The organism is Gloeomargarita sp. SRBZ-1_bins_9 (assembly GCA_039794565.1).
Lineage (GTDB): Bacteria > Cyanobacteriota > Cyanobacteriia > Gloeomargaritales > Gloeomargaritaceae > Gloeomargarita.
The window spans coordinates 67,499-83,104 of sequence record JAUQVX010000008.1 but is presented as its reverse complement, the minus strand read 5'-3'; the positions used below and the strand labels follow the sequence as shown (position 1 = coordinate 83,104).

Genomic DNA, 15,606 nt, shown 5'->3' with positions numbered 1-15,606 from the left:
TTCCTATTAGCGTACCACTAGGGTGCTCCTTTGGGTCGTCAGGTTGCCTGCGCCAGCATCCATAATATAAAGATGCTGATGTGGAGAGGTGGCAGAGTGGTTGAATGCGGCGGACTCGAAATCCGTTATGACGGCAACGTCATCGAGGGTTCGAATCCCTCCCTCTCCGTGGGGACCTAAAGCGCTAGTATGACCTACCGTGCGGTCTGGTGGCGGCCCTGGCAGGATATGGACCTGACCCTGTTGGCGGCCGTATTGAGTCTTGCGGTCATCGGGGTCACAGCCCTTTTGAGCACCGGCTGGAGCAACAAATCCAGTGACTGGTGGCAACAGACGCTGATCATCCTGCTGGGCTTGGGGGTGATGTTGGTCTTGGCCCGCTGGCCCTATGAGGCGTTACGGCGCTGGCACTGGTTGACCTATGCCCTGGCCAACCTCCTGCTGGTGGCGGTGATGTTTGTGGGCACCTCGGCTTTAGGGGCGGAACGCTGGATCGCCATCGGGGGATTCCATTTACAACCGTCGGAATTTGCCAAGGTAGCGGTGATCGTGACCTTGGCTGCCCTGTTGGAAAAGTCCCGGGCGCCGGCCCTGTGGACCATCCTCCAGGCGATAGGGGTGGTGGCCTTGCCCTGGGTGCTGGTGTTTATCCAACCGAACCTGGGCACGGCGTTGATTTTTGTGGCCATCACCCTGGGCATGTTGTACTGGGCGAATATCCCCCTGACTTGGATTGTGCTCCTGCTCTCGCCCCTGGTGTCAGCCATTTTGCTGTCCCTCTCCCTGCCGGCTTGGGGGGTCTGGGTGGCGGTCATGGGCCTGCTAGGTTGGTTTTGCTTGCCCTGGCCCCACTGGGGGTCCCTTGCGGCCCTGGCAGTGAACCTGGTGGCCGGACAGTTGGGGCATTGGTTCTGGGGGTTGCTCAAGGATTACCAGCGGGACCGGTTGATCCTGTTTCTGGACCCGGACAAGGACCCCCTGGGGGGCGGCTACCATTTGATCCAATCCCGGATTGCCATCGGTTCAGGGGGCCTGTGGGGCCAGGGGCTGTTCCAGGGAACCCAGACCCAGTTGAGTTTCATCCCGGAACAAAACACGGACTTTATCTTTTCGGTGGTGGGCGAGGAAATGGGCTTTATCGGGGCCATGCTGGTGGTGTTTTTATTCTGGTTGGTGGCCCTACGACTGTTGTTGATTGCCCGCAGTGCCCGGGATGGCTTTGGGTCGTTGCTGGCAATTGGAGTGCTCAGTATGGTGATGTTTCAAGTGGTGGTCAATATCGGCATGACCATCGGTTTGGCGCCCATTACGGGGATTCCCCTGCCGTTTTTAAGCTATGGGCGATCGGCCATGCTGGCGAACTTTCTGGCCCTGGGGCTGGTGCAGTCGGTGGCCAATCACCGCCGCAAATCGCTGTACTAGGGACCCCTTGATGGTTTAATAGCTACAGGTGTGGTGGAGGTTACCGCTGGCCCACCCCCGTGATTAGGTATTCCTCTGCAGGTCTGGGTTAGGGGCTATGACAGCCTGGCAACAGGGGTTGACGTTGTTTTTCAGTTTGCTGGTGGAGGCATTGCCGTTTTTGCTGCTGGGAGTGTTGTTTTCCAGTGCTTTGTTGCTGTGGGTGGACCCGGAAAAGTTGGTGCGGCGGTTGCCTCGACATCCCCTGGCCGGGGCAGTGGCGGGAGCGGTGCTGGGGTGTCTGTTGCCGGTGTGTGAGTGTGGCAATGTGCCGGTGGCGCGACGGCTGTTAACCCAAGGGCTGCCGACGTCGGTGGCGGTGGGGTTTCTCCTGGGGGCGCCCACCATTAACCCTATCGTCCTTTGGTCCACCTGGGTGGCGTTTCGGGACCAGCCGCTGATGGTCTGGGGGCGCATGCTCCTGACCCTGGTGGTGGCGGTGGTGGTGGGCTGGGTGTTTTCGGTGCAGCGGGATTTACGCCCATTTTTACAACCGGCGGTGGCCCAAGCGATACCGGTGCCTGCGCCCCGACCCCCGGCCCGAGAATTGGCCCTGGTGGGGGTGCCAACGGGTCATTTCTGGGCGGTGAGCGGGGGTAAAACCGTTGCCCTGGAGACAGACGGGTGGAATCTATCCCGGCTCCTGTCCCGGCGGGGGCGCTGGCGATTGGTGTGGGTCAACGCCTTGACAGAGCTGCGGGAGTTGGGGGCTGTGCTCATTTTGGGAACAGCGGTGGCGGCAGCAGTGCAGGTGTTGGCGCCCCGGGAGGTGATTTTGAGTTTGGGGCAGGGGCCGGTAACCTCGGTGTTGGCCATGTTGGTCCTGGGGACGGTGGTTTCCATTTGCTCGACGGTGGATGCCTTTTTTGCCTTGTCGTTTGCCGGGAGTTTTACGACCGGGGCGTTGTTGGCGTTTTTGGTGTTCGGGCCGATGGTGGACCTCAAGGGAGTGAGCTTGCTCCTGACGGTTTTTCGGCCCCGGGCGGTGCTCTACCTGTTTTTGCTGGCGTCCTCGTTAACCTTCGTGTTGACCTTGGCTATGAACCTGTACCTGGGATGAACGGTTGGGACTTGCTGGCCATCGGGGCTTGGGGAGCGCTGCTGGTCAAGTACTGGTTGACAGGGCAGTTGGCGGTGCTGATCCATCCCAATTATTTTCCCTTGACGGTGGGGGCCGGGTTGCTCCTGCTGGGGTTAACGGCCTGGCAGGGTTGGCAACAGTGGCAAGAACGGGGACGACCGCGGGCCTGGACGGAAGGAACGGTACTGCTGCCCCGTGCCTGGAGCCGGTTTTTGCTGCTGAGCACCGCCGTTGTGGGCCTGATCGTGACGCCCCAGCCTTTCAACAGTCAAGTGGCTCTGGAAAGCGGGGAATTGTTGACCCTGACCCGCACCATGCCCCAACGGTTTCGCCCGCTACAACGTCCTGAGGACCGGTCGTTGGTGGATTGGGTGCGCCTCCTTAACGTCTATCCTGAACCGGATGCCTACCAGGGGCAGAAGGCCCGCATTGAAGGGTTTGTGGTGCATCCCCCCCAAAGTCCTCCCCAGCGCTTTTTCCTCACCCGCTTTGTGGTCACCTGCTGCGCCGCCGATGCCTACCCGGTGGGCTTGCCGGTGGATGTGCCAACAGGTTCAGCGCAGCAATACCCGGCAGATACCTGGCTGCGGGTGGAGGGCCGGATGACCACCGCCGAGGTGTACGGTAAACGCCGGTTGGTGGTGCAAGCGGAAAACATTACCCCCATTGAGCGTCCCGCCAATCCCTACCTGTACTGACATGACGGTGCTGTGTTACGGTTTTGCCCTGTGGGACTTGCTGGCGGACCAGATAGGGGTACCCCGGGATCAAGTGCAGTCCTGGACCCCCTATCCTGGCGGGGCGGGGTTGAATGTGGCCTGTCACCTGGGGCGGTTGGGGGTGGAGACGGCTCTGCTGGGGGCGGTCGGGTGTGATGATTGGGGCGACCGGGTGCTCCAGGTCATCCAGGCCCACCGGGTTTGCCCAGCCCTGATGCAGCGCTTACCCTATCCCACCCGTTTGGTGGAGGTGCTGCGCCGGACGGATGGGGAGCGGGAATTCGCCGGTTTTCGGCCCCCGGATTGTCCGGCCTTTGCGGATGAATTTATCAGGTTTCGGCCGCCGGCTCAGCCGCCCCAGTGCCTGTATATCGAGGGGGTGGTGCTGGCGTTCCCCGAGTCCCGGGCAACGGCCTTCGCTTTGGTCGAGTGGGCGTCTGCACGGGGGGTCATCACGCTGCTGGATGTGAACTGGCGACCCACCCTGTGGACAGAGGAGCGGTTGGCCCGGTCCGTGACCCAAACCCTGGTGCAGCAGGTAACGGCGGTCAAGGCAACGGCGGAGGAGGCCCGGTGGCTGTGGGGTACGGCTGACCCTAGGGCGATTGCCGGACAATGCCCCCATTTACAGGTGATCTTAGTCACTCAAGGGGCCCAGGGTTGCACCTATTGGGTCGGTCCTCACCAGGGCCATTGCCCCGCCTTTCCCGTCCAGGCGGTGGACACCACCGGTGCTGGGGATGCCTTTGTCGCTGGTTGGTTGCACCAGTGGGTGACCTGGGGGAATCGTCTGATCCAGGAGGCGGGATGCCTACAGCAGGCGTTGCGTTGGGCCAATGCGGTCGCGGCCATTTCCACGACGGCTCCCGGTGCCATCACCCAAGCCCCGTCGCCGGCGGTCGTGCAGCGGTTTTTGGCCCGTTATGTCGGTGAACCCACCTCCAGCCCCCGGCGTCTAACTGAATAGACATCACCCTTGAAAGGAGCAACCTATGGGTTTTGGAGTACTCGTGGCTGTACTAGGCTTGCTATCGGCCCCACCGGTCCTGGCGACGGAAGTGGCAACAACCGGGGTCGTTCAGGTGGCCCAAACTCCCCAGCGACGGGGATTCTGGTCGGAATTGAACCTCACGCCGGAACAACGGCAACGGATTGCCCAAATCCGGGCCAACGCGCGGCAGCAAATGCAACAGGTGCTCACCCCCGAACAACGGCGACTCTGGCAACAAGCCCAAAACCAACCGCCGGGGGAACGGCGCAAATTCATGAAGGCCCTCAATCTCACTGAAGCCCAGAAGGAACAGATGCGGCTTATCCGGGCCAACACCCGCCGGCAGATCGAGGCCGTGCTCACCCCCGAACAACGGCAACAACTGGAGGCCCGGCGGCAACAGTGGCGGCAACAGCGACAGGCGCCTAAAACGATGTAACAACGATTGCTTCGGTGTCCTCCCGATGCCACAATAAAGGAACGTGTGTGGAGGAAGGTAGGGTGCTGAAGCGACTGGGAGCTGTACTGTTGGGTGTCGTAGTGGTGGTTAGCTTGCTGTTGACCGGATGCAGCGGTCGGATGGGCACCCTGTCGGGGGATTACACCCAGGACACCCTGAAACTGGTGCAAACCCTACGCCGGGCAGTGGCCCTCCCGGAGGACGACCCCAACAAAGCCGCCATCCAGAGTGAAACCCGGCAGCAGATTAACGACTTTGCCGCCCGCTATCGCCGCGATAGTCATGTTTCCGGTCTGCTGTCCTTCACCACCCTGCGGACGGCCCTGAATTCCCTGGCGGGACACTACAGCTCCTATCCGGGGCGGCCCCTGCCGGAGAAACTGAAAAACCGCATCAACGAGCAACTGGACCAGGTGGAGTTGGCCCTGAAACGGGGCAATTGAGCCCGCTATGGCCACGGTCATCACCTACAGCCCGGCGGTGACCCTGGTACCGACCTACGAATGTTTCAACGCCTGTAGCTACTGCAATTTCCGAGTGGCTCCGGGAACTGATACCTGGCTGAGTCTCGAGCAGGCCCAGGAACGTCTCAGGGCTATCCGGCGCCATCATCCCCAGGTCACGGAAGTGCTCATCCTCAGCGGCGAGGTGCATCCCCACAGTCCCCGGCGCGCCCAGTGGGTGGAACATCTGTACCAACTGGCCAAGCTGGCGAGGGACTTAGGCTTCTGGCCCCACACTAACGCTGGTCCCCTCAGTGAAGGGGAAATGCGCCGCCTGCAAACGGTGAATGTTTCGATGGGGTTGATGCTGGAACAGCTGCGCCCGGATTTACCGGTGCATCACCACGCCCCCAGCAAAGACCCTACTCTACGCCTGGCGCAATTGGATCAGGCCGGACGCCTGGGGATTCCCTTTACCACCGGATTGTTGCTGGGTATCGGGGAAACGGCCGCCGATTGGGAAGCTGGGTTGCAGGCGATTGCGGCAGTCCACCGGCGCTGGGGACATATTCAGGAGGTCATCCTGCAACCCTATCGGCAGGGCAGCCAACAACCAACCGCGCTGGCCGATTTTCCCTTGGCTCAACTCCCGGCGGTGGTGGCCCTGGCCCGGCGGCTATTACCCGCGGACATCACCATTCAGGTACCGCCGAATCTGGTGGATCAACCGGAGATGTTGTTGGCCTGTTTAGCCGCTGGCGCCCGGGATTTGGGGGGCATTGGGCCAAGGGATGAAGTCAACCCCGATTACCCCTATCCTGCCCTGACCAGGCTGACGCAGCTCCTGGCGACCCACGGCTATGAATTACAACCCCGCTTGCCGATTTATCCCAAATGGCGTGATTCTAGGCATATTTGGCCCCGTTCTAGCCAATCCCCCGAATTTGGTGTAAGGTATTAGGTGTCTAACGGTGTCTAAGGTAAAAAATTCATTGGTTGTCACTTCCCACTGGGGCTGCTTTTATGTCGGAAACTCTGCTGAATGCCCATAACGATGAAGTCATCTCCCGGGAAAATCGCATCAGCCAACTGCGTCTGCTGTTAGAGACTCTCCGCACGGCGGACATCGTCGCCAAACAGGGTTACTTCATTACCAGCGCTGAGCTGGCGGCGTTGATGGATGTGAATGCCAGCGCCGTCACCAGCCGGGGGGAAACCTGGGCCTGGCGCAACTGGATCGTCTCCCGGGTGCGGCGGGAAGGCAATCAAATCCTCTGGCAGTTGGAACGGATTGACGGCCCGGCCCCTGATGACCACTTGACCGATATGAACTAAAAACTAAAATCCAGCCTGCCGTACCGCTTGCCAAGCCAACTGGCGTTGTTCCCCCGCCCGACGAAACAGGGCCTCGCTGGTTTGCAGATAGTGTTCACTGTAGCTCTGGGTGAACCAGTACAGGTCCTCTAGGGCGTCCTGTAGGTGATTGAGGCAATAGTACAGACTGCTGGCGGCTCCGGCGAGGCAAGGGGGATTGGCTTGACTGCGAAATAGGGCCTCTGCCTCCTGCAGGGTACGGCGACAGTGCTGCAGATAGTGGTCAAAGGCGGCCAGATAGGTCTCGTCAAAGGGGTCGGCGGCCAAGCGTTCCAGTTGCCGACGGCGACTCTGGAGAATGCGGCCCACCCGCTGGTCCACCGGCTGAAACACCTGACGCCACCAGAGCTGGGGTGATGGGTCAGGGTTAGGGAGTTTCGCTGACCAATGCTGCTGATATTGCTGGTCGTAGGCGCGCCGTTGTTCGGGGTCCCGCAGCACCTCGTAGGCCAGATTGATGGCGATCATCTGTTCGTGGCCGTGGGGATTGGTATCGGGATGGCAGAGCTTCACCAAGCGGCGATAGGCAGCTTTGACCTGGGCAGGGGTGGCGTCGGGGCGCAACCCTAAGGTGCGGTAGTGGTCCATCATGCCTGGGGCAAGTCAAACAACACGGTACTCATGTAACGATCAGCCCAAGCGCTGCCAAAGGCCCGCTCCAGCACTCGCCGAGTTTTGTCGTTTTGCTGTTGCTGCCGGCAGTAGTAGCTCTGTTGGCAGTGGTGCTGTTGTTGCAAGGGCGGTGACAGGGGGGTAGCCCTCAGGGCCTGCTGACAATGGAACGCCAGTATCTGCGCTACGTAGTCCACAAATCGCTGCTGTTCCCTAGCGTTGACCGGACGAATGAATAGACAAAACTCGGAAAAAATATCTCCCCAGGGGGGCAAGGGACGGGGCTGCTCAAAGGGACCCGGCCCATGAGTGGTTAGGAAGTGCACATAAGTCTCGGGCAGGGAACGGTCAATCCGGGTGGGGGACAAATCCACGATGGCGGCGCTCACCTGACCCCGGCCCGCCACAATATCAGCCCCAAACACCGGCAGGTCATAGCAGGGACGGGGAAACATTACGCAGTGCAGGATATCGAGACTGGTGCCCACCTGGGCCAACTCCAAATGCAGCTTGCGAAAGTGGCGGCTCTGGTAACAAACGTTGCGAATATGCAGCCGTTCCCCCTCCAGCTGGCCTTCCACATAGCCCATATCCGCCGGCAAGGGGTAGGGTTCCAAAGGCAAGTGGGTCTGCCAGCTCTGGCGAATCACCTGCGCCAACTGTTCGATCAAGGGATGCTGAATCACTGAAACGTAAAACGCTCTCTTCTCTAGCATAGCCAGCCGGTTCCACCGTTTATGATCGAAGTAATGGCAGCCAAACCCTGGGAAAGCTGTGGCCATTGCCCTAAACTACGTCCTACCCCCGGTGCTGGGTGCGGTCATTGGCTATTTCACCAACGACATGGCCATTCGCATGTTGTTTCGTCCCTACCGCGCCTGGTATATCGGTCGTTACCGGGTGCCGTTTACGCCGGGGCTGATCCCCAGCAACCAGGGGCGCCTTGCCCAGCGCATTGCCGACACCATTACCAGTTCCCTGCTGACGCCGGAGGAGCTGCAAACTATCGCCCGCCGTCTATTGCAAATCGAGCGCACCCAGGCGGCTATTTACTGGTTGCTGCAAACGGCCCTCAACCAGGTGAAATTGGATGCCTACAAGGCCCGCACCGCTAAAATTCTCGCCGGCATTCTCCGGGATTTTCTGGGTCAATCCTTGCCCCGGCTGGTGCGCATCCTCGCCCGCCAAGAAAACTTCCTAGCCGACCAGGTCAACCAAATTTTCGACCGGTTTTTGCTGGAGTTTCGCCTGTCGCCGACCCAGGCAGAACAGTTGGCCGATTGGCTGCTGGCTACGGTTTTGACCCCCGACCTCCTGCGGCAGACCCTGGTGGATTTCCTCACGGAGGAAACGATTGCAGTGATTGACCAAGACCTGCGGGAACAAACGACGGGAACCTATTGGGTGGTGGCCAATTTGTTTGGGGTGCGCAATGGCCTATTGCGGTTGCGGCAGTTTTGTATCGAGGAACCGGCAGTGGCCAATCAACGACTGGCTAAGTTGCTGAATTCGCTAGAGTTGCGCCGGCGGTTGACGGAATGGTTCCAGGAACTGTCGCTACAGAATTTGCCGGTGGTGACGGTGCATCGCCTGCGCAAACAACTGCGAGAACTGGTGCGGGAGTACTTGCAAACGGATGGACCGACGCTGATTCAAAACCTGAGTTATTCCCTGAACTGGGATGAGATTGCCCATTTGATCCTCACCCGCCTGCGCAATTCACCGGTGATGCAAACATCCTTGAGTCTAATCAGCGAAGAATTGGCCCTGATTATCGAGCGCTATCTGGAAAAGGACCTGGAGCAGTTGATTGCCCGGGTGATTCCCATCCTGGATATTGACCGGGCGATTATTGAGCGCGTCAATGCCACGTCGCCGGCGGACCTGGAGGCAGGGATTCAAGGGATCGTGCGCAGCGAATTGCAGGCGATTGTTAACTTGGGGGGCATCCTGGGGTTTTTAGTGGGGCTAGGACAGTCCCTGTTGCTCTGGTGGCAGGCCAACCTGGTATAGTGACAATGGTCCTTAACGTTTCTTCACCATGCCCCAGGTGCGCCTGCTGGTGCTGGACTTGGATGGCACGATTGTCGGTGAGGACAACCGCATTACACCGGCGGTCAAGGCAGCCATCCAGGCGGTGCGCAAAGCGGGGGTCAAGGTGGCCATTGCGACGGGGCGGATGTACCGCTCGGCGTTACGGTTTTACCGGGAGTTGGAGCTGACGTTACCGCTGTTGAGCTACCAAGGGGCGTGGATTCAGGACCCCCACACGGGTTACCGCCATCGCCACTGGCCGATTGACACCCAACGGGCGCTGGAGTTGTTGGACTACTTTGAACAGGCGGACTGGCGGCCCCATCTGTCCATCCACTTCTATCTCAACGACCAGTTATATGTGCAGGAGATGCGCCCAGATACGGACCAGTACGCCAAACGCACGCTCATTGAACCCATCTTGGTTGCGGATTTGCGGGAGGTGGTGGCAGCCCTGGATACCCCGCCAACTAAGGTGCTGGCCGTCAGCGAACATCCCGGTCTGATCGAGATCATCCTGCACACGTTGCAAAGGCGCTACAGTCGGGATGAACTGTATTTAACACGCTCGGCGCCCATTTATTTTGAGGCAGCTCATCCCCAGGTCAATAAGGGCGCTGCCGTACAATATTTGGCGGAGGAATTGCTGGGGTTGCGGCGGGAGGAGGTGGTGGCCATCGGTGATAACTACAATGACCTGGAAATGTTGCAGTATGCGGGGGTGGGCATCGCCATGGGGAATGCGCCCGATGAGGTGAAGAAACAAGCGGATTGGGTGGCCCCAAGTGTCGAGCAAGACGGGGTGGTAGCTGCCCTGGAAACCTGGGTGTTGTCGGGATGAGCCGGCGCTATTGCACCAGTACGTTCCTGGAATGGGCTCAAGGAAAAACCCGGGCGGTTTTCGGCTGGAGTCAGCGGGAGCCGGTGGATTTGCCCTTGCCGGCCCAGGGGGCCATCCTGGAGTGTTTTGTGCAGTGGCAAACGCCGGAGTCGGCCTATGAACTCTACTGCTCGCGCCAAAAGGTGGCCTCGGGGCTGCGTTTAACCGATGATGCAGGAAAACCCCTATTGCTCAAGATGATGCAGGGGCAAGTGGTGGCCCTGGCCAACGGCTTTGCCAGCTATTTAGAGCCAGACCAGCAGGTGGATTTGACCCCGGAGTTGCCCCTGTTTGCCCCCTATCCGGAGCTGTCCTTTGCCGAATTTGCGCAGTTGTGGCAGGAGCTGGTGGCCCTGGGGCTGATCGTGCCGGCGGTGGGGGAAATCGTCTGGGGAGACCTGCGGCGCTGGACGCCCCTGTGTAGCCTGACGGGCTTTTCCCGGGGGACGCCCATTGACCGCTATTACCAACAACAATTCCTGCACCGGGTGAAGGACAAGGTCCAGGGGCGGGTTCTGGAAATCGGCGGTGTGGCCAAAGACTGGGAGTTTTACCCCTTTGACCGCAGGCAAATGACGTTTTATTGCTGTATGAATCTGACGCCCGGAGCCGGGGTGCATGTGGTGGCCGATGCCCATGACCCCCAAGCGACGGCGGCCAATGCCTGGGATGCGGTTTTGATTTTCAACGTGCTGGAGCATTGCCGCGACCCGGGGCAGGTGATTGCCAATATCCATAGCTGGCTCAAACCGGGGGGCTGGTGTTTGGCCCTGGTGCCCACCGCACAACGCCTACACGACCGACCAGCGGATTACTGGCGGCTGTTGCCCGATGGCTTGCGGCATCTGTTCCGGAGGTATGCCCACTGTGACCTGTTGACTTACGGCAATGCCTTGACGGTGGTGGCGACGTTGTTGGGGGTAGCGGCCGAGGAATTGACCCCCGCCGAATTGGACCAGTACCACCCCGATTACCCGGTCATCGCCTGTGTGGCAGCCCAGAAATGAAACGGTTGGGGTTACTGGTCATCACGGTGCTATGGCTCATGGGTTGTCAGGGCAGCCAAGGACCCCTCACCGGACCCCTGGTGTTGACTTTTTGGCATGGCATCAATCCGCCGGCCAACCGGGTAGTTTTTGAGCAGTTGGTCGCCCAATTTAATGCCCGCCACCCCGATGTGCAAGTCCAACCCATCTACATCGGCCAGGCGGACCAGCAGTTTCCCAAAATTCTTACGGCCATCGTGGGGAATAGCCCGCCGGACATGCTCTGGTTTGACAGTTTGTTGACGGGGCGTCTGGTGGAGGTGCAGGGCATCGTTCCCCTGACAGATTGGTTGCAAAAAGGGGGATATTTGGCCAACCTGGACCCGGCTTTGCGGCCCGGCATGACCTTTGAGGGGGAGTTGTGGTCGGTGCCCTTTACCACCAGCAATTTGGGCCTTTTCTACCGCCCGGATTTGTTGGCCGCCGCCGGGGTGCAAACCCTGCCCCGCACCTGGGAGGAACTGGCCCAAGTGGCCCAGCAGTTGACCCAGGACCGGGACGGCGATGGTCGCCCGGATCAATACGGGTTGCTGCTGCCCTTGGGCAAGGGGGAATGGACAGTGTTTTCCTGGCTGCCGTTTTGGTTTAGCGCCGGCGGCGAGGCTATTGAGGGCACCTTGTCCTTGCTGAATGAGGCGACGCTTAAGGCGTTGGGGTTCTGGCAGGAGCTGTGGCAAAAGGGGGTGGCGGTTTTGTCAGCGCCGGAGCGGGGTTATGAACAGGAGGCGTTTATCCAGGGGCAGGTGGCGATGCAGATTACCGGGCCGTGGACGCTGGGGTATCTCACGCAAACGGGGGTGCCCTTTGGTGTGATGCCCCTGCCGGCGGGGAAGCGCCCGGCCACGATTGTGGGGGGAGCCAATGTGTTTGTGATGCGCACCGAACCTAGGCGGCAACAGGCGGCGCTCCAGTTTTTGGACTATATTTTGAGTGACGCTTTTCAGGTGGCCTGGGCGGTGCAGACGGGGGCGTTACCGGTGACCCAATCGGCGCGACAGGACCCGACGTATCAAGCTTTTTTGCGCGACCATCCCCCGCTACAAGTGTTTCTCGACCAGATGCGCTTTGCCTATTCCCGTCCCAACGGCCCGAATTACCAGCGTCTGTCCAACTGCTTAGGGCGGGCGATTGAGGCGACATTGCTGGGACAACCACCGGCGGCTGCTCTGGAACGGTACGTGCGGGCTTGTCCAGGGGGCGACTGATGCCGGAACAGCCGGTGCTAGCCGGGACCTTGGCCAGCTTGATTGCCGGTTTGGGCAGTGGACTGGGGGCTTTGCCGGTATTGCTGCCGGTAACGCTGACGGTGGGGTTGCAGGCGCTGTTGCTAGGGTTTGGGGGCGGGGTAATGCTGGCGGCGACGGCCTTTTCCCTGGTGCTCCCCGGCACGGAGGCGGCCCTGCAGTTGGGCTATTCCCAGGTTGGAGCGGCAGGCAGCATGGCGCTGGGCATTCTGGCAGGGGGTGTGCTGCTGGAACTGGCCCATAACTTCTTTCCCCACGAGCATTTTTTTAAGGGGCTGGAGGGGGGCCGGGCCGGTCGTTTGCAACGCATCTGGCTGTTTGTCCTGGCCATTACCCTGCACAACTTTCCTGAGGGCCTGGCGGTGGGGGTAGGTTTTGGCGATGTGAACGTAGGCAACCCCCTGGCCTTGACGGTGGGCATTGCCCTGCAAAACCTGCCCGAGGGGCTAGTGGTGGCCACGTCCCTGCGGAGCCTAGGTTATGGGCGCGGGTTTGCCCTGGGGATTGCCCTGCTGACGGGGCTGGTGGAACCGGTGGGGGGCCTGGTGGGCGCCAGTCTAGTCAGCATCAGCCGGCAAATTCTCCCCTGGGGGATGGCCTTAGCAGCGGGAGCTATGCTGTTTGTCATCAGCGATGAAATCATCCCGGAGTCCCACCGCCGGGGATTAGAACGTCAGGGCACCGCCGGTGTCATGCTGGGGTTTGTGGTGATGCTGGTGCTGGATGTGGCGCTGGCCTAGAGCTAGATACCCCGCACCGGAATGCAGCAGTGGAGAATAGGAGACTCGAACTCCTGACCTCTGCGGTGCGATCGCAGCGCTCTACCAACTGAGCTAATTCCCCACACAGGTATGATCTATGATAGCTCGTCGGGGGCAAATTCAGCTTTCAAATCTCGTTCCATGAGGGCAGTGACGGCCTGGCGAGGGGTAACCTGCCCCTGGAGAAGCCGACAGACCTGCTGGGCAATGGGGACGGCAATTCCCTGTCGGTCGGCCAGTTGGACTAACACATAAGTCGTATTAACCCCCTCAACCGTGGTCTGGAGTTCCCGGAGCATTTCTGTTAAGGACCGTCCCTGGGCTAGGCCGTACCCCAGGCGATAGTTGCGGCTCAAGGGACTGTTGCAGGTGGCCAGTAAATCCCCCAGCCCAGCCAAGCCGTAGAGGGTCTGGGCCTTGGCCCCCAACGCCACCGCCACCCGCACCATTTCCGCTAGCGCCCGCGTGATTAACCCCGCTTTGGCATTGGCCCCCAACCCCAACCCATCGCATACCCCGGCGGCAATGGCCATCACATTTTTCAAGGCCCCCCCCAGTTCCGTACCCAGGGGGTCGTCGTTGGTGTAAACGCGCAGCCGTTCCGAGGCCAGGACCCGCTGAACCCGCCGAGCTGCCTCGCGCTGGACACTGGCTGCTACGGTGGCTGCTGGTAATCCTTGGGCAATTTCAGCCGCCAGATTGGGTCCGGAGACCACCACCACGCTGTGGTCAGGAAAAGCTTTTTGCCACAGTTGGGCCGGTGTGGTGTGGCTACCGGGGAGCAATCCCTTGGTGGTACTGACTATCACCGCACCCGGCGCTAGGGAAGGCATCGCCCGCAAGACTGGCAGAACCCCAGTAACCGATACGGCAATGACCACCATCGTGGCCGATTGCACGGCGGTCGCCAGGGGTTGCGGACAACGCCGTGACCAAACCTGCACCGGGTAGCCATTTTGCCGGATTAACTCGGCCAGCAGGGACCCCCAGACGCCTGCCCCCACCACCGTCACCACTTCAGCGCTCATCGCACCAACTGCTGGAGTAAACGGGTGACCTGGGCCAGCCCGTCTTGGTCCTTCTGCTGTTGGAACAGGCGCGCCGCCTGCTGCCAAGCCTCAATGGCCTGGGACCGTTCCCCCAACGCCCGGTGGGCTACCCCCTTTTGGGCATAGGCCGCCGCCAGTTGGGGATTGTAGCGCAGGGCATGGTCCAAATCCGCCAGGGCTTTGCGGTACTCCCGCAGGGCAATCCAGGTACTTCCCCGTTGGTAATACGCTTCGGCCAAGGTCGGTTGCTTTTGTAGCAAGGCGTTGCAGTCCGCTAGGGCTGCCTGGTAGTTGCCCTGCATGCGATGGGCCTTCGCCCGGTTGATATAGGCTTCACTGAAATCGGGATTGATTTCAATGGCCCTCGTAAAATCGGCAATGGCCTGGGCGTAATTATTCCCCCGGGCGTAGGTAATGCCCCGGTTGTTATAGGCCTCGACAAAGTTGGGCCGCAATTGAATCGCCCGGGTAAAGTCCCGGATGGCTGCCTGGGTTTGGCCCATGTCGCTGTACACCGACCCCCGGTTGTAATAAAGCTCGGCATCCTGGGGGGCCAGGTCAAGGGCCTGGGTCAGCAGTTGGATGGCCCCTGGATAATCCCCGGCTTGGGCCTTTTGCACACCCTCGCGATTCAATTCATCCCGACGGGTGAGGCTGGGGCGGGCTGGCGCTGAGGAAGGTATCAGCCGGAGTTGACAGCCACCGCTCCCCAACAGACACCCCACCCCCACCAGCACTCCCACCCATTTGTCCAGTGAAGTCATAAAAACTCATATTGTGTTACAAGTTTACAGAACATTGCGACACGGCTGCGCCGGGGCATGCCTCAGGCTATAGTGGGGCCTGAGATTCTCCCACGACATTTTATCCGTTGATGAGAGGAAAAGAGATGACCAAAGTCCTGGCTTTCGTCCTGGCGCTGGTGCTGTGGTGTGTGTGGGCACCGTCGGCGCAAGCGGATGTGGCTGGCTTAACCCCCTGTCGGGAGTCGGCGGCCTTCCAACAGCGCCTGCAAAATGAAGTCGCGACCCAGGAGGCCCGTTTAGCGCTCTATGCGCCGGGGAGTCCGCAAGCCAAGGCCATTGAGCGGCGGATTGCCCAAACCAAGGCCCGCTTTGAACGGTATGCCTCCCAGGGGTTGTTGTGTGGGGAGGACGGCCTACCGCACTTGATTACCGATGGCCGCTGGTCCCATGCCGCCGAATTCACCCTGCCGGGGTTGTTGTTTCTGTATATTGCTGGTTGGATTGGCTGGGTGGGCCGAGCCTACCTGATTGCCATCCGGCGGGAAAAAGAACCCACTGAAAAAGAGGTGATTCTGGATGTGCCCCTGGCAATCCGCTGCATGTTGTCCGGCTTTAGTTGGCCGGTGATGGCCTTTCGGGAGTGGACCACCGGGCAATTGACCGTGCCGGATGCGGAAATTCCTGTTTCTCCCCGTTAGGAGGTGG

18 protein-coding genes and 2 tRNA genes are annotated in these 15,606 nt (G+C 60.3%); 15 read left to right on the top strand and 5 right to left on the bottom strand.

The window, feature by feature from the left end; all coding sequences use genetic code 11:
- The first annotated feature begins 82 nt into the window (after positions 1–82).
- From Q6L55_08410 to Q6L55_08370, 9 genes are all read left to right on the top strand, one after another.
- A tRNA-Ser gene (locus tag Q6L55_08410) sits at positions 83–169 on the top strand.
- A 20-nt stretch (positions 170–189) separates the two neighbouring features.
- Positions 190–1,422, top strand: a complete 1,233-nt coding sequence (gene rodA, locus Q6L55_08405; GenBank protein ID MEN9258732.1) for a rod shape-determining protein RodA — start codon at positions 190–192, stop codon at positions 1,420–1,422.
- A 97-nt stretch (positions 1,423–1,519) separates the two neighbouring features.
- Positions 1,520–2,521: a permease gene (locus Q6L55_08400; GenBank protein ID MEN9258731.1), complete on the top strand. Its 1,002-nt coding sequence runs from the start codon at positions 1,520–1,522 to the stop codon at positions 2,519–2,521.
- Positions 2,518–3,240 (top strand): TIGR03943 family protein, encoded by a 723-nt coding sequence (locus Q6L55_08395; GenBank protein ID MEN9258730.1) that lies wholly within the window; start codon positions 2,518–2,520, stop codon positions 3,238–3,240. The genes Q6L55_08400 and Q6L55_08395 overlap by 4 nt, the downstream gene beginning before the upstream one ends.
- A 1-nt stretch (position 3,241) precedes the next feature.
- Positions 3,242–4,228 (top strand): carbohydrate kinase, encoded by a 987-nt coding sequence (locus tag Q6L55_08390; protein ID MEN9258729.1) that lies wholly within the window; start codon positions 3,242–3,244, stop codon positions 4,226–4,228.
- Between the two features lie 43 nt (positions 4,229–4,271).
- On the top strand, positions 4,272–4,691 hold the full coding sequence (locus tag Q6L55_08385) for a hypothetical protein (protein MEN9258728.1): 420 nt from the start codon (positions 4,272–4,274) through the stop codon (positions 4,689–4,691).
- Between the two features lie 62 nt (positions 4,692–4,753).
- Positions 4,754–5,155 carry a photosystem II protein Psb27 gene (gene psb27, locus Q6L55_08380; GenBank protein ID MEN9258727.1) on the top strand — a complete coding sequence of 134 codons (402 nt, stop codon included), beginning with the start codon at positions 4,754–4,756 and terminating at the stop codon, positions 5,153–5,155.
- Between the two features lie 7 nt (positions 5,156–5,162).
- Positions 5,163–6,116, top strand: a complete 954-nt coding sequence (gene cofG / locus Q6L55_08375; GenBank protein MEN9258726.1) for a 7,8-didemethyl-8-hydroxy-5-deazariboflavin synthase subunit CofG — start codon at positions 5,163–5,165, stop codon at positions 6,114–6,116.
- Between the two features lie 62 nt (positions 6,117–6,178).
- A complete protein-coding gene (locus Q6L55_08370) occupies positions 6,179–6,490 on the top strand; it encodes a hypothetical protein (GenBank protein ID MEN9258725.1) in 312 nt (103 codons plus the stop codon).
- Between the two features lie 3 nt (positions 6,491–6,493).
- Here the strand turns inward: Q6L55_08370 and Q6L55_08365 are convergent, their stop codons facing one another.
- Both Q6L55_08365 and Q6L55_08360 read right to left on the bottom strand, forming a co-directional pair.
- Positions 6,494–7,120, bottom strand: coding sequence for a J domain-containing protein (locus tag Q6L55_08365; protein ID MEN9258724.1), 627 nt, complete (start codon positions 7,118–7,120; stop codon positions 6,494–6,496).
- Complete coding sequence (locus tag Q6L55_08360; protein MEN9258723.1) at positions 7,117–7,827, bottom strand: phycocyanobilin:ferredoxin oxidoreductase; 711 nt, start codon at positions 7,825–7,827, stop codon at positions 7,117–7,119. Before Q6L55_08360 ends, Q6L55_08365 begins: the two co-directional genes overlap by 4 nt.
- Before the next feature lie 88 nt (positions 7,828–7,915).
- Here Q6L55_08360 and Q6L55_08355 point away from each other — a divergent pair, with 88 nt between their 5' ends.
- Genes Q6L55_08355 through Q6L55_08335 form a run of 5 tightly spaced genes read left to right on the top strand, consistent with a single transcriptional unit; the run spans position 7,916 to position 13,085 of the window.
- The gene (locus Q6L55_08355) at positions 7,916–9,154 is read left to right on the top strand and encodes a DUF445 family protein (protein MEN9258722.1); all 1,239 of its coding nucleotides are present in this window, start codon (positions 7,916–7,918) and stop codon (positions 9,152–9,154) included.
- 28 nt (positions 9,155–9,182) lie between these two features.
- The gene (locus Q6L55_08350) at positions 9,183–10,016 is read left to right on the top strand and encodes a Cof-type HAD-IIB family hydrolase (protein MEN9258721.1); all 834 of its coding nucleotides are present in this window, start codon (positions 9,183–9,185) and stop codon (positions 10,014–10,016) included.
- Entirely contained in the window at positions 10,013–11,062 is a 1,050-nt protein-coding gene (locus Q6L55_08345; GenBank protein ID MEN9258720.1) for a methyltransferase domain-containing protein, read from the top strand. The genes Q6L55_08350 and Q6L55_08345 overlap by 4 nt, the downstream gene beginning before the upstream one ends.
- Positions 11,059–12,306 (top strand): ABC transporter substrate-binding protein, encoded by a 1,248-nt coding sequence (locus Q6L55_08340; GenBank protein ID MEN9258719.1) that lies wholly within the window; start codon positions 11,059–11,061, stop codon positions 12,304–12,306. Before Q6L55_08345 ends, Q6L55_08340 begins: the two co-directional genes overlap by 4 nt.
- Entirely contained in the window at positions 12,306–13,085 is a 780-nt protein-coding gene (locus tag Q6L55_08335) for a ZIP family metal transporter (protein ID MEN9258718.1), read from the top strand. The genes Q6L55_08340 and Q6L55_08335 overlap by 1 nt, the downstream gene beginning before the upstream one ends.
- Positions 13,086–13,115: 30 nt before the next feature.
- Here Q6L55_08335 and Q6L55_08330 read toward each other — a convergent pair.
- The 3 genes from Q6L55_08330 to Q6L55_08320 form a co-directional block, all read right to left on the bottom strand.
- Positions 13,116–13,188 (bottom strand) — tRNA-Ala (locus Q6L55_08330).
- A 13-nt stretch (positions 13,189–13,201) separates the two neighbouring features.
- On the bottom strand, positions 13,202–14,134 hold the full coding sequence (locus Q6L55_08325) for an NAD(P)H-dependent glycerol-3-phosphate dehydrogenase (GenBank protein MEN9258717.1): 933 nt from the start codon (positions 14,132–14,134) through the stop codon (positions 13,202–13,204).
- Positions 14,131–14,919: a tetratricopeptide repeat protein gene (locus Q6L55_08320; protein MEN9258716.1), complete on the bottom strand. Its 789-nt coding sequence runs from the start codon at positions 14,917–14,919 to the stop codon at positions 14,131–14,133. Before Q6L55_08320 ends, Q6L55_08325 begins: the two co-directional genes overlap by 4 nt.
- 125 nt (positions 14,920–15,044) lie before the next feature.
- Between Q6L55_08320 and Q6L55_08315 the strand changes: the two genes are divergently transcribed.
- Positions 15,045–15,599 carry a Photosystem I reaction center subunit III gene (locus Q6L55_08315; protein ID MEN9258715.1) on the top strand — a complete coding sequence of 185 codons (555 nt, stop codon included), beginning with the start codon at positions 15,045–15,047 and terminating at the stop codon, positions 15,597–15,599.
- Positions 15,600–15,606: the final 7 nt, after the last annotated feature.

Excerpts from the sequence above, each read along its gene's own strand:
- rodA (MEN9258732.1), top strand. The coding sequence starts at position 190 with ATGACCTACCGTGCGGTCTGGTGGCGGCCCTGGCAGGATATGGACCTG.
- Q6L55_08400 (MEN9258731.1), top strand. The coding sequence starts at position 1,520 with ATGACAGCCTGGCAACAGGGGTTGACGTTGTTTTTCAGTTTGCTGGTG.
- Q6L55_08395 (MEN9258730.1), top strand. The coding sequence starts at position 2,518 with ATGAACGGTTGGGACTTGCTGGCCATCGGGGCTTGGGGAGCGCTGCTG.
- Q6L55_08390 (MEN9258729.1), top strand. The coding sequence starts at position 3,242 with ATGACGGTGCTGTGTTACGGTTTTGCCCTGTGGGACTTGCTGGCGGAC.
- cofG (MEN9258726.1), top strand. The coding sequence starts at position 5,163 with ATGGCCACGGTCATCACCTACAGCCCGGCGGTGACCCTGGTACCGACC.
- Q6L55_08370 (MEN9258725.1), top strand. The coding sequence starts at position 6,179 with ATGTCGGAAACTCTGCTGAATGCCCATAACGATGAAGTCATCTCCCGG.
- Q6L55_08365 (MEN9258724.1), bottom strand. The coding sequence starts at position 7,120 with ATGATGGACCACTACCGCACCTTAGGGTTGCGCCCCGACGCCACCCCT.
- Q6L55_08350 (MEN9258721.1), top strand. The coding sequence starts at position 9,183 with ATGCCCCAGGTGCGCCTGCTGGTGCTGGACTTGGATGGCACGATTGTC.
- Q6L55_08345 (MEN9258720.1), top strand. The coding sequence starts at position 10,013 with ATGAGCCGGCGCTATTGCACCAGTACGTTCCTGGAATGGGCTCAAGGA.
- Q6L55_08340 (MEN9258719.1), top strand. The coding sequence starts at position 11,059 with ATGAAACGGTTGGGGTTACTGGTCATCACGGTGCTATGGCTCATGGGT.
- Q6L55_08335 (MEN9258718.1), top strand. The coding sequence starts at position 12,306 with ATGCCGGAACAGCCGGTGCTAGCCGGGACCTTGGCCAGCTTGATTGCC.
- Q6L55_08325 (MEN9258717.1), bottom strand. The coding sequence starts at position 14,134 with ATGAGCGCTGAAGTGGTGACGGTGGTGGGGGCAGGCGTCTGGGGGTCC.
- Q6L55_08320 (MEN9258716.1), bottom strand. The coding sequence starts at position 14,919 with ATGACTTCACTGGACAAATGGGTGGGAGTGCTGGTGGGGGTGGGGTGT.
- Q6L55_08315 (MEN9258715.1), top strand. The coding sequence starts at position 15,045 with ATGACCAAAGTCCTGGCTTTCGTCCTGGCGCTGGTGCTGTGGTGTGTG.